Source organism: Shewanella putrefaciens (assembly GCF_016406305.1).
Taxonomy (GTDB): Bacteria; Pseudomonadota; Gammaproteobacteria; order Enterobacterales; family Shewanellaceae; genus Shewanella; species Shewanella putrefaciens_C.
The window spans coordinates 147,548-161,360 of record NZ_CP066369.1; the positions used below are offsets into that span (position 1 = coordinate 147,548).

General features: G+C 49.9%; 4 protein-coding genes. All 4 read left to right on the top strand.

What is annotated here, in order from left to right:
- The first annotated feature begins 5 nt into the window (after positions 1-5).
- The 4 genes from JFT56_RS00655 (at position 6) to JFT56_RS00670 (ending at position 13,627) form a co-directional block, all read left to right on the top strand.
- On the top strand, positions 6-536 hold the full coding sequence (locus JFT56_RS00655; RefSeq protein WP_198781877.1) for a phage tail protein: 531 nt from the start codon (positions 6-8) through the stop codon (positions 534-536).
- 11 nt (positions 537-547) lie between these two features.
- Positions 548-1,084 (top strand): phage tail protein, encoded by a 537-nt coding sequence (locus JFT56_RS00660; RefSeq protein ID WP_198781878.1) that lies wholly within the window; start codon positions 548-550, stop codon positions 1,082-1,084.
- A 73-nt stretch (positions 1,085-1,157) separates the two neighbouring features.
- Positions 1,158-2,018, top strand: a complete 861-nt coding sequence (locus JFT56_RS00665) for a sulfotransferase family protein (RefSeq protein WP_198781879.1) — start codon at positions 1,158-1,160, stop codon at positions 2,016-2,018.
- On the top strand, positions 2,015-13,627 hold the full coding sequence (locus JFT56_RS00670; RefSeq protein WP_198781880.1) for an Ig-like domain-containing protein: 11,613 nt from the start codon (positions 2,015-2,017) through the stop codon (positions 13,625-13,627). Before JFT56_RS00665 ends, JFT56_RS00670 begins: the two co-directional genes overlap by 4 nt.
- Positions 13,628-13,813: the final 186 nt, after the last annotated feature.

A 13,813-nucleotide genomic window follows, 5' to 3' on the forward strand; every position in this document is an offset into this window, starting at 1 on the left:
TCACTATGGATGCTTATATTGGTGATATCCGTCTGTTTGCGGGTAGCTTTGCACCGAGAGGTTGGTTGTTGTGCGCGGGTCAGCTATTAAGTATTAGCGAGCAGACTACGCTTTTCGCTCTGATTGGAACGACATACGGCGGCGATGGAGTCACCACTTTCCAGATGCCTGATTTGCGCGGCCGGCTGCCGGTTGGGCAGGGAAATGGCCCAGGCCTTACTTCCCGCATTATTGGCCAGCAATTTGGTGTTGAATCCGTGACCTTGTTAACGCCGCAAATACCTTCACACAGCCACAGTTTTTCGGCGAGCACAGCAAGCCCCTCCACATCACCTAGCCCTGCGGGTAATGTCTTTGCCCACAGTAATACCGATAATATTTATGCTCCTTTGCCATCTAGCGGTGCCGATCCCCAAGTTATGAATGCACTCAGTGTGCAAGCCACAGGGGGAACACAACCACACAATAACATCATGCCTACCACAGCGATAAATTACATCATGTGTATTGAAGGCATTTTCCCATCGCGTAATTAAGGAGTGAAATTATGGATCCATTTATTGGTGAAATCCGTTTGTTGCCATTCAGCTTCGCTCCCCACAATTGGGCGCTGTGTAATGGCCAGATATTATCAATCGCAAGTAATACCGCGTTGTTTTCAATTATCGGAATTACGTATGGTGGCAATGGTACAACCACGTTCCAATTGCCTAATTTGCAAGGGCAGGTCGTTGCGGGAGTAGGTCAGGGGCCCGGACTGAGAATCTGGGATTGGGGTGAACAGTTTGGCGAAAATGGGGTGACGCTGATCTCCACTGAAATGCCAGCACACAACCACACGCTGACCGGTTTGAATAATCTGGGCTCTTTGTCTTCTCCGGCAGAAAATGCGTATTTGGCGAAGGATGGACGTAGTGGTGGCATAGTCAACTATATGCAGACCGCACCGGGTACATTAAATACCGCTATGGCACCGCAAACTTTAGGTATAAGTGGTGATGGTCTACCCCATGAAAACCGTCAGCCATTTCTGGCATTGAATTATTGTATTGCCCTTTACGGCGTATTTCCGGCACGCAATTAATTGATGAATGATTCCCGGCATGTTTGTCGGGAAGTTATTTTTAATAAATATTTTTAATTAGTAAGTCACATTGATGCCAAACAAAATACATTTTATTTCAGGTTTACCGCGTGCAGGCTCGACGCTGCTCGCAGGTATACTTCGGCAAAATCCACGCTTTCATGCGGCTATGAGTAGCCCTGTGGCAGGGCTTGTGAATGGCGCCCTCGAACAAATGGGGGCGGGTAGTGAGTCCTATTCATTTTTCGATGAACATAAGCGTAAGGTCATTTGTCGGGCATTAATTGATGCTTATTACCAAGATAAAAACCATCCGGTGATTTTTGACACCAACCGTCACTGGACTGCCCGTTTGCACCAATTGGTAGAGTTGGTTGATGATTTTAAAGTGATTTGTTGTGTGCGCAATCCGGCTTGGATTATGGATAGTTTTGAAGTGATCTACCGGAAAAACCCATTTGACTACAGCCGTATGTTCAATGCGGCCTCACGTCAGACTGTGTATAGCCGCTGTGAGTCATTAATCAACGCTGGTGGCACGGTTGGAAGTGCATGGACGGCACTCAAGGAAGCCTATTACGGCGAGTTTTCTGATCGCTTGCTATTAGTGGATTATGATCTGCTTACCCAGCATCCGGCACGCACGCTGGAGTTAATCTATCGTTTTATTGGCGAACCGCAATTCGATCACGATTTTAATCATGTCGACTATGCTGAAAATGAGTTTGATCACAATCTTGGGGTCAAAGGTTTGCACAGTGTTAAACGGAAAGTGGAATACAAAAGTAGGCGCAGTATTTTACCGCCTGACTTATTTATGAAATATCAAGAGATGGATTTTTGGCAAGATCAAACCGGTACTGCCGCCAATATTATTGCGAGTAAAAAACCTGTAGCACCTAACGCAAAAAATGAAGGGAATCACTTATCATGAGACACGCACTACTTAGTGGGTTTTCCTCGCTGTTATTACCATTTGGACTCTATGGTGCTGGTGCAATCGCGGCGCCGAGTTATCAGCGATCCTATTTGAGTTCATCGATAAGTGCATCGACCGATCTATTATTGCGTTCAGACACCTCTCTACCACAGGATCTAATTGATTTATCTGGTGATCAACTGGATATCCAGAGTGCACATCCGGTGCGTGAGCTGGTGATTGTTGATGGCGCAGTGGCTGAAGCTGATAAATCGGTATTGCGTCGGGCCCTTAAACCTAGTGTGCAATTGGTAGAGTTAGATTCTTCTATCGCTGGATTACCGCAATTAATTAATGCACTTGATGGCCACCAAAATCTTGCCGCTATTCATGTGGTTTCCCACGCACAAGCGGGCGCTATTTTGCTCGGTAATTCACGCATTACCCCGGAGACAATTCAGCGTGAAGTGCACGCATTTGCCGCGTTAAAAGGCGCGGTGCGTGAAGGTGGCGATTTATTATTTTACGGTTGCGATCTGGCAGCGAATGAAGCCGGTGAAGCGTTGCTGGATATCATCAGTAATAACACGGGCTTGGATATTGCTGCCTCCAATAATTTAACCGGCAATGCTGAATTACAGGGCGACTGGGATTTAGAAATTACCCGCGGAAATATTGAATCTACTTTGGCGTTTTCTGAAAAAGCTTTAAGGGATTTTTCGGGTGTGCTGACGCCAGCTGCAAATAACACTTATGGTTTTGTAGGTTGGAGCGGACAGGGAACGGCACAGCTCTCACAGCCCGCTCCTACTCATTTCAGATTAACCGCTAAGGGTGGCGATGGCGTCACTCAAAATCTAGGCAATAGCATTGGCAATTTTGCTTACATGCATGGCGGGGCGACTAGCACTAACCATTATTTTTATTTGCGTGCAGATGGTACCAATACCACTGCATTTGAGTTAACTGGATTAACGGGAGGCGAGTACGCTGGCTACTCTAGTGAATTTACTAATCTGCGTATTGTCGGTTACTTGCAGAGTGGCGGAACGGTCACATCCTCTGCTGTTAACGGAAGTGCAGGTGCTCAAACCTTCACCTTTGGAGCTGGGCAGTTAGGGAATTTTTCTGGTGTTAAACTAAAAGGGTTCAAATTATTTTTTGATTGCGCTAGTGCTTGTGTTGCTGCAAATGATGGGCCGGAGAACTTTGAGTTTTATGGTTTCACAATCGTGAATGCAATAGATACTCCTCCTGCCAACTCTGACGCCACCCTCACCGCTGCAGGCGGCGTTGTTGAGCCTATTGGTCTTGCCACCACCATTGATACGGTCGGTGAAGCTGTGGGTGTTTTTGACTTCACCATCACAGATGGCGGAACTTCAGACGGTCTTGCGACCACTGTCTCTCAAATTGTTGTCAACGTGAGTGGCACCAGTACCGATGCTGATCGCGGCAAAATTACCTGGCGCCTGAACGGGCTGGATGCCAGCAATGTGGCTGGTACCTACAGTGCGGGTAGCGATACTATTACCTTCTCCGGCCTGAGCATTTCCGTTGCTAACGGCGGCAATGAAACCTACACAGTGAATGCCTACTACAACGACAACTCGGCGCTCACAGAAGATCGCACAATTCTTTTGAGTGTGGATGGCGATACTAACCTCACGGTCGGCGGCAGCGGCACGCAAATGGCAAGCGGGCAGAGTGCCATCACCAATGGCAGCGGCACAACCCTTGATGTGGTCGCTAGCCAGCTAGTCTTTACCACTCAGCCTGCGGGTTCTGTTTCCGGCGCGGCATTGACGACCCAACCTGTTATTGTGGCGCGTGATGCGTTCGGCAATACCGATGTGGACTTCGCCGAAACCCTTACCTTGACCGAGTCCAGTGCGGGAAACTTAACCAACGCTACTCAAGCGGCGACCGCGGGTGTGGCGACATTTAGCAACTTGACTTATACCGCCACCGCCGATCAGCAAGCATTCACTCTGACCGCGAATGATCAGGATGGCGTTGATTCAAATTTGCCGACTGTTGATGGCAATTCTGTAACCTCAGATGTAGTAGCCACCCAATTGGTATTCGATACTCAACCTGCACCTACTAGCGTCATTAGCGGTCAGAACACTGCTTTCTCTACTGTGCCAATCGTATCGGCACGCGATGCAAACAGCATTGTGGACACGGGTTATGCTACAGGTATTACCTTGGCGGAAGTTAACGGTGCGGGCAGCGCGACGATCACGGGGACGGGAGATACCGATGGTAATGGTGCCACAGTGTCTATCACGCCCAGCAGTGGCGTATCCACTTTTACCAGTATGCAAATTACCTACATCAATTCTGGTGCGGGTAGTGAAACTTTCAATTTGCGTGCATCTTCTGGTGGTTTAACCACGGCAGATAGCAGTCAATTAACGGCGTCAACCACGCCGACAGTAACCGATGGCAATATCAGCATTTCAGGGGGAACAGGGTCTGGGGGAGCCTTCAAAATTGGCGATACCGTTACTGTAACTTGGAATAATACCGCTGGCGGCAATAATAATGCCGGTATCACAGGTGTGACTGTCGATTTCTCGCAATTTGGTGGTGGCGCCGCTGTGGCTGCGACGGATAGCAGCGGAACCTGGACGGCAACTTATACCATCACCTCTGGTGCGATTGATGCATCCAGTCGTAATGTCAGCGTGACCGCAACCAATGCCCAAGGGGACACTACTACTGCTGACACAACCAATGCCGTTGTGGATAACGTTGCGCCAGTTGTCACAGATAACCGTCTTAGCATCAGCGGTGCTACTGGTACCGGAGGTGCCTATAAAATTGGCGATACAGTAACCGCCAGTTGGAATAATACCGCGGGTGGCGATAACAACACCGACACTATCAGCAGTGCTACTGTGGACTTTTCTGCATTTGGTGGCGGTGCTGCGGTGGCGGCGAGCAATAGTAGCGGTACTTGGACAGCAACCTACGCTATTACCTCAGGTGCTATTGATGCCACAAATCGCAATATCAGTCTTACTGCGATTGATAACGCGGGCAACACTACAACAACTGCAGACACCAGCAACGCGACAGTTGATAGTATTGTGCCATTGGTATCCGATGTGTATATCGGTATTTCCGGCGGCACAGGTACTGCGGGCGCTTACATAGTAGGCGATACAGTGACGGCCAGCTGGGACAATTCTGTCATTGGTGACGATAACAGCGATACCATCAGTGCCGCAACGGTTGATTTCAGCCAGTTTGGTGGTGGCGCCGCTGTCGCGGCAACCAATAGCAGCGGTACTTGGACGGCGACTTATACCTTAGTTGCGGGTGCCATTAATGCATCGAGTCGTAATGTGTCGGTCACGGCCACGGATAATGCGGGCAATAGCAAAACCCAGGCTGATAGCAGTAATGCAACTGTGGATAATGTGGTGCCAGCGGTAACCAGTGTTAGCGTTCCGGCTAATGCAACTTATATTACCGGTCAATCCCTCGATTTTACCGTTAATACCAGTGAAGCGATTACAGTGAATACTGCTGGTGGCACGCCGCGTATTGCATTGACGCTCGGTGCATCTACTGTGTATGCCAGTTATCTTTCCGGCTCCGGTAGCAGCGCATTGACTTTCCGCTATACAGTGCAGAGTGGCGATCTCGATGCTGATGGAATAGCGATCGCGGGATCGATAGAAGCCAATGGCGGCACCTTAAAAGAGAGTTCTGGTAATAGCTTGAGCTCAACCTTAAATGCAGTCGGTAATACCTCGTCCGTATTAGTGGATGCGATAGCGCCTATTGTGAGTAGCGTTGCTGTCCCAGCAAATGATACGTATGTGGTTGGAGAAGCCTTGAGCTTTACGGTGAGCAGCACTGAAAATGTGATTGTTAATACGGGAGGTGGTACGCCGCGTATCGCCGTAACCATTGACGGAGCAACCCGTTATGCCACATATATCAGTGGTTCCGGAACCTCCAATTTAGTCTTTAGTTATACAGTGCAGTCTGGTGATAACGATACCGATGGTATTGGCTTGGCATCTAGCGTTGATGCCAACGGGGGAACCTTACTTGACGGCGCGGGTAATGATTTAGTGCTCACGCTGAACTCGGTTGGTTCAACTGTCGCAATTCTCGTGGATACAGCCGCACCGACAGTGCAGAGTTTGAATCCCCTAGATGGCGATGTTGGGGTGGCAGTCGATGCCAATTTTGTGCTGACCATGAATGAAACTATTCAACTCGGTAGCGGTAATATCATTATTTACAACACCGACGATGTGCTCGTAGCGACCATTGATGTGGGTTCACCAGCCGGACAGCTAATGATAACGGCTGGTGTGTTGACTATTAATCCAGCCGCTAACCTAGTGGAAAATACCAGTTATTACATTCAAATCGCCAATGGGGCTATTACCGACTTGGTGGGTAACCTTTACGCCGGCATTAGTAATAAAACCGATTGGAACTTTACCGTTGCCGATGTTACTCCACCAGTTGTTACTGGCGTGGTGGTATCGGGCTCACCCGCAGCGAATGCGGCTAGTCTCGTATTTACTGTGAGTTTTGATGAGGTAGCGAGCAATTTCTCTGCCGATGATTTTGTGCTCACAGCAACAGGCTCGGCAAGTGGCAGTATTGCCAGCGTTTCTGCGGTATCTGGAAACAGTGTTGATGTGACTGTGAATACTGTGAGTGGCACGGGTAGTTTGAGACTCGATGTCAAAGCGAATTCCAATATCCAAGATGCATCCGGTAATGGTAATGGCACTAATGGCTATACCGCTGCGTATACCGGTGGCGCAAGTCATACTGTCGATCGCGATGCGCCTTTGGCTCCCTCTGTTCCAGATTTAGCTATGGCCTCCGATTCCGGGATCAGCAGCACAGACAATGTAACCAACGATACCACTCCGACACTCACAGGCAGCGCCGAGGCGAATAGCACAGTAACGCTTACAAGCATCGATGGTGTCTTGGGTACAACAACTGCCGATGGCGCTGGAAATTGGTCGTTTACCCCGCTATTAACCAGTAATTCAGTGCATAACATTACGGCCACTGCGACCGATGCCGCTGGCAATACTGGCGTGGCGTCGGCGGCACTTGCGCTTACGCTCGATACACAAATTCCCTCGATAACTAGCTCGATTCCCGCAGGAGGTGCTGCGGCCGCGGATACCAGTGTGATATTCAATCTCGCCTTTAGCGAATCTGTGAATAGTCTGACGATGGATGATTTTGCCCTGGCGAGCACAGGCACTGCATCTGGCACTATTTCGAGCGTTTCCGCTAGCTCTGGAACGGGTGTTGCCATCACTGTTAATGGCATATCGGGTACGGGTAGTCTGAAGGTAGGCCATACAGCGAGTGATATTGTCGATGATGCGGGTAATGCACTCGGTGCCTATAGTGCCGGCACAACACACTCGGTCGATACGGATGCACCAACTATTTCGGGCGTCAGTTTTGACCAGACGTCGGTGACTCAGGCAAATCAAAATGCGATTAGCCTGACCTTAGCGAGTGCGGAGGTGGGAACCAGCGCAAATTACACTATTACCGGCAGTTCAGGCACACCTGTCACTGGCACTATTGCCGTCGTGAGTGCGTCACAGCAGATCACCAATATAAATGTGAGTGGCTTAGGGGATGGCACCCTGACTGTAAGCCTGACCCTAACCGATGCGGCGGGTAATGTTTCTAGTCCCGCAGTGACCGATACCATATCGAAGGATGCTGCAATTCCCGCGGTGAATGTGGTTAATGTTAACGATGGTCATTATGGCGTCGGCAGTGCTATCGATATCACTCTCACCTTGACCGAGGATGTGACGGTTTCTGGCACACTTTCTACGCTGTCGCTCGATATCGATGGTGTGGCTCGTCAGGCTGTGTTTGTGTCTGCGGCGAGTGGTGTGCTGACCTATAGATATACAGTTCAAGCGGGTGACAATACGGGGGCGAGTGGGTTAATTGTCGATGCCAATGGCATCGCACTTAATGGCGACACTATGCGAGATGCGGGCAGCAACGATGCCGACTTAAGCTATAGCCAGTGGAACAGTGCCAATGTGATTGTTGATACGACTGCCCCCGTCGAGCCTGTGGTTACTACGCCTGCTGGCGCCATCAGTAGCAATCAGACAACGACATTGATCAGCGGTACGCACGCTGAAGATGGGTTGACAATCAGTCTCTATGCCGATGTGAACAATGATGGCGTTGCCGATAATGCGACTGTGTTGGATGATACTATTGTGGTGGCGGGCGCTTGGACCCTGAGCGCTGCATTATCGACGGACAGTGACAATAATTTTGTCGTGGTTGCCAGCGATGCAGCGAGTAATGTTTCTGCGCCTCAGAATGTCCCTACTATTACTCAAGACGCCACTGTACCTGTCGCACCTTCTGCGCCTGATCTCGATGCGGCAAGTGATTCAGGTGTGAGTTCAACGGATAATATCACCAAGAATACGACGCTCGTACTGACGGGCACTGCAGAGGCCGGCACCAGCGTTGTCCTTAGCAGCCATCTTGATGGTGAGCTTGGTACAGTCAATGCGGATGGGAGTGGTGCCTGGAGTGTTAACGCAACGAGCGTGAGCCCTGGAACCCATAGCATCACAGCGGTTGCGACTGATATTGCAGGAAATAGCAGTGTCGCATCGAGCACCCTATCTGTGACTATTGATACGACTGCACCCACTTCCTCAGCGATTGATCATCAAAACATTCAACCTGGTGAGAGCTCATCTACGCTCGCCTTTACTATTGCCGATGATGTAACCGCTGCGACGGATATCTTGGTGACGCCAGCGAGTTCTGATACCGCAGTGGTTCCACTTGCGGATGTTGTATTGGCAGGAAGCGATGCCGACAGAGGTGTAACTGTGACTGCGCTGGGATCGGGCACGAGCACCATCACCCTGACGCTCGAAGATGTTGCGGGTAATGCTAGCACTCGGACCTTTAATGTTGTGGTGAATAGTGTCCCTACTATTATTGGGATACCTGCGACCAATGTGGCCCAAGGTGCACTCTACCACTTCCTGCCAACAGGTGCAGATGTGGACGGTGGTAGCTTAGTTTTTGATATTACAAATCGACCTTCGTGGGCGAGCTTTAATACAACAACAGGGGAATTAACTGGCACGCCGAGTAATGCCGATGTTGGTGTAATGACGGCAATTGTGATCAGTGTGAGTGACGGAGTGCTCAGTGCGAGCCTACCTGCTTTCAATCTTACAGTGACCAACGTAAACGATGCGCCAACGATTAGTTCTACGGCAATCACCAGTGCCACCCAAGATGCAGCTTATAGCTACACCTTTGTGGTGAGCGACAGCGATGTGGGCGATGTGTTGACCTTAAGTGCGCTGACCAAACCCAGCTGGTTAAGTTTTAATGCGGCGACAGGCGTCTTAAGTGGTACACCAAGCAATGCCGATGTGGGCAGCCATGCGGTCACACTGAAAGTCACCGATACGGACGGTTTAACGGCCGAGCAAAGTTTTAGCATCACAGTGACTAACGTTAATGATGCACCAACGATTAGTTCTACGGCGATAACTTCCGCCACCCAAGATGCGGCTTACAGCTACACCTTTGCGGTGAGCGACAGCGATGTGGGTGATGTGTTGACCTTAAGCGCGCTGACCAAACCGAGTTGGTTAAGCTTCAATGCGGCGAGCGGCGTCTTAAGTGGCACACCAGGTAACGCCGATGTGGGCAGCCATGCGGTCACACTGAAAGTCACCGATACTGGCGGTTTAACGGCCGAGCAAAGTTTTAGCATCACAGTAACCAACGTTAATGATGCACCAACGATTAGTTCGACGGTGATAACTTCCGCCACCCAAGATGCAGCTTATAGCTACACCTTTGTGGTGAGCGACAGCGATGTGGGTGATGTGTTGACCTTAAGCGCGCTGACTAAGCCGAGCTGGTTAAGCTTTAATGCGGCGACTGGCGTCTTAAGTGGCACGCCAGGTAACGCCGATGTGGGTTCGCATGCAGTGACACTGAAAGTCACCGACATGGACGGCTTAACGGCCGAGCAAAACTTTAGTATCACAGTGACCAACGTTAACAATGCGCCAACGATTAGTTCTACGGCAATCACCAGTGCCACCCAAGATGCAGCTTACAGCTACAGCTTTGCGGCGAGTGACAGCGATGTGGGCGACGTGTTGACCTTAAGCGCGCTGACTAAACCGAGTTGGTTAAGCTTTAATGCGGCGAACGGAGTCTTAAGTGGTACACCAAGCAATGCCGATGTGGGGTCGCATGCAGTGACACTGAAAGTGATGGACTCGGACGGTTTAACGGCCGAGCAAAGTTTTAGCATCACAGTGGCCAACGTAAACGATGCACCGGTTGCGATAGGTTCGACCGTGACGTTAGAGGAAGATAGTTCAATCATGATCACTTTGTCCGCAGAGGATGCAGATAGTGATCCGCTGACCTATGAAGTGGTCGCTCAGCCAGGATCTGGCACCCTAGAGCAGCACGGTTCCGTTTGGTTATATACCCCTGAGAAGGATTTCAACGGCACAGATCTGATTAGTTTTATCGCCAAGGATGTTGAGCTGAGTTCAGAGCCCGGTACTGTGATGATAACAGTCACTCCGGTGAATGATGAACCACAAGCCGTTGACGACAGTTATACGCTCACCGGTGTCGAGGGTGATATCTATACCCTAACGGTACTGTCGAACGATGTGGATGTGGATGGTGATCCGCTGACGATTGATGGTGCCGCGGCGGATATCGGCAGCGTTCAAATTGGCGACGAGGGATTGATATTTACTGCACCTGAAGCTTACGTCGGACCCGTTGCACTGCGTTATACCATCAGTGATGATAATAAAGGGCGGGCAAACGCCACTGTGAACCTGTTGATTGAAGGTGCTGAGTCTGATCTCCAGCCTGTTATCACTTTGCCTGATGATGTCGAAGTGAATGCAACTGGGCTATTTACCCGAGTGAAGCTGGGTTTTGCTAAAGCGGTCGATCGAAATGGGCATCCATTACCGGTTTCTCTGGTGAATAAGAGCCTGTTCTTCGCGCCAGGCAACTATTTGGCGTACTGGCAAGCAGTGGACCGTGATGGAAATAAAGCAATCAAGGCGCAGAAGGTGAAGGTCAACCCCTTAATTTCGCTGAGTAAGGATCAAGTTGTCGGTGAAGGTAACGAGGTAGTAGTCAGTGTGCATCTCAATGGTGATGCGCCTACTTATCCGCTATCCATCCCCTATACAGTATCGGGCTCGGCAGGTAATGCAGACCACGATCTGGTCGATGGTGTGGTGGAGGTTACCTCTGGACAAATGGCACAGATCCGCTTTAGCACCACGGAGGATGCTGTGATTGAAGGGGATGAAGATGCGCTGATCACCCTAGACACTGGTTTGAATCTGGGGAGTAAGAAGCAGACTCAGGTGTGGATCACTGAGGCAAATATTGCTCCTAAAGTGAGTTTAGAGGTCACTCAGGCCGGAGCGAACCAGCTTATCGTGGCGCAAGATGGCGGTGAGGTACATTTTCATACACAAGTGACGGATGCGAACATGCAAGATAGCTTAACCTTATCCTGGGATAGTGGTTCGTTGAGCTTGCAATCCGACGATGCGGGTATGTTCTTCTCACCTGTTGCGGTGCAACCTGGCATTTATCCCGTGAGCCTGACAGCCACCGATAATGGCCTGCCAGCACTGTCTACGACTGAAAAAGTGTACATCGTCGTGCGTCCAAGTTTACCTGTATTGACTGGCGCCGATACCGACGATGACTTAATACCAGATGATCAGGAAGGTTTCACCGATACGGATAGTGACGGTGTTCCAGATTATTTGGATGCGAATAGCGATTGTAGTGTTATGCCAGAGGGTGAGCTTGAACCTGTGTACTTCTTGGCAGAGGGGCAAGCGGGCGTTTGTTTACGTCTGGGTAATATTGCCCTAAGACAAGGGCAGAGTGGCGTACAGCTACAGCCCAATGCCGTAGCTGAGGATGCTGTGGCTGCCAATGTGGGGGGCATTTTTGACTTCATTGCGACTGGATTGCCGCAACAAGGTCAAAGTTACAGCTTAGTGTTGCCACAACGCGCGCCGATCCCCGCAAATGCGGTTTATCGTAAGTTCAACACACCAAATGGTTGGCAGGACTTTGTGATCGATGAACGCAACAATGTTGCTAGTACTGAGGGCGAACGTGGTTTCTGTCCACCACCTGGGGATAGTCGTTGGGCTCCGGGATTAACCGAGGGACACTGGTGCGTGCAGTTAACCATCGAAGATGGCGGCCCTAACGATGATGATGGTGTGGCTAACCGCACTATTGTCGACCCAAGTGGGGTGTCGGTGATGCTCAATGGTAACCATTTACCTGTGGCGAATCCGGATGCGGCTTCCATCCCATGGAATCAGAGTCTAGATGTTAATGTGCTTGCTAATGATACGGATAGCGATGGTGATAGCTTAACTGTCACTCAAGTCATCAGTGAGTTCGGCACTGTCACTGTTCTTGCTAATCAGCAAATTAGTTATATGCCCGCAACCGATTTTATCGGTACCGATGTGCTGATATATAGCATCACCGATGGCAAAGGCGGCACTGCGAGTAGTGAGTTGACTGTGATTGTGAACGGCAATACGACACCAATTACCGTAAACGACAGTGCTGCAACCGATGACAGAACTAGCCTGTTGCTCGATGTGTTGAGTAATGACACAGATGCTGACGGCAATATGTTATCTCTCGTGGGTGCGAGTGCACAGCAAGGGACAGTGTCTGTCGAGTCAAACAAACTGCGCTACATCCCTAAAACCGGATTTGATGGAGTAGATACAGTGACTTATCAAGTGAGTGATGGTTTGGGCGGAGAAGCGAGTGGGCAAGTTCTTATCACTGTGAAGGCGTATCAAGAAGTGGTCATAGATAATAAATCGGGGGGAGGTAGCATGTCTCTATGGGCAATAGCTTTGATCCTTGCGGGTGGTTTAATCCGTCGTAGAGAGTGGCAAAAAGTCGCATTGGGGTTGTTGCTACTGAGTTCAATCCAGCAGGCCAATGCCTCCGATTGGTATGTGGAGGGATTTATCGGACAGGCCAAGACCGATAATGGCATACAAGATCTACAGCCACAGGTGGGCGAGGGAGTCGTTAGCTCGATAGATAACAGCGATACTGCCTTTGGTGTGAGTGTCGGGTACCAATGGACGCCAACAATGGCGGTAGAATTAGGTTATGCCGACTTTGGTGAAGGAAGCGCAAGGATTGAAGGCGCGAGCTTAACACCGGAGCAGTACCACGAGTTGGTGAAGAGCGTGACTCCGGTACTTGCAGACGGTGTGATGTTAGGGCTGCGTTTCACCCTGTTACAGCATGAAGGTTGGCGATTTGAAGTACCAGTCGGCTTGTTCTATTGGCAAGCGGATATCAGTAGCACTATGGGAAACACCAGCTTAAAGACGGATTTGGATGGTACGGATTGGTATGCTGGCGTGCGCTTTAGCTATCAATTCACCGATGCTTGGTCGGTGGGACTTGGCTATCAGTATGTGGATATAGAGCCCAATGACTTCCTCAGTTCCCAGTTTAATCTACGCTATCAGTTTTAAACGGCATCGCAACATAAAAGGGTTTTGCCAGTTTTTTGATCTTGGCGCGTGATCAATAAACTGGCTTTTGCCCGTTTTAGCTATCAAAATCCCCCGTTTTTTTAGAAAAAGGATAAGCCCATTCACTTAGGCCTAGCTTGGTTTGTGAGTTCTACCGCAAAAAAATGCCGCTTATCTTTTGCAACA

Coding starts and splice junctions, on each gene's coding strand:
- JFT56_RS00665 (WP_198781879.1), top strand. CDS start 1,158: ATGCCAAACAAAATACATTTTATTTCAGGTTTACCGCGTGCAGGCTCG.
- JFT56_RS00655 (WP_198781877.1), top strand. CDS start 6: ATGGATGCTTATATTGGTGATATCCGTCTGTTTGCGGGTAGCTTTGCA.
- JFT56_RS00660 (WP_198781878.1), top strand. CDS start 548: ATGGATCCATTTATTGGTGAAATCCGTTTGTTGCCATTCAGCTTCGCT.
- JFT56_RS00670 (WP_198781880.1), top strand. CDS start 2,015: ATGAGACACGCACTACTTAGTGGGTTTTCCTCGCTGTTATTACCATTT.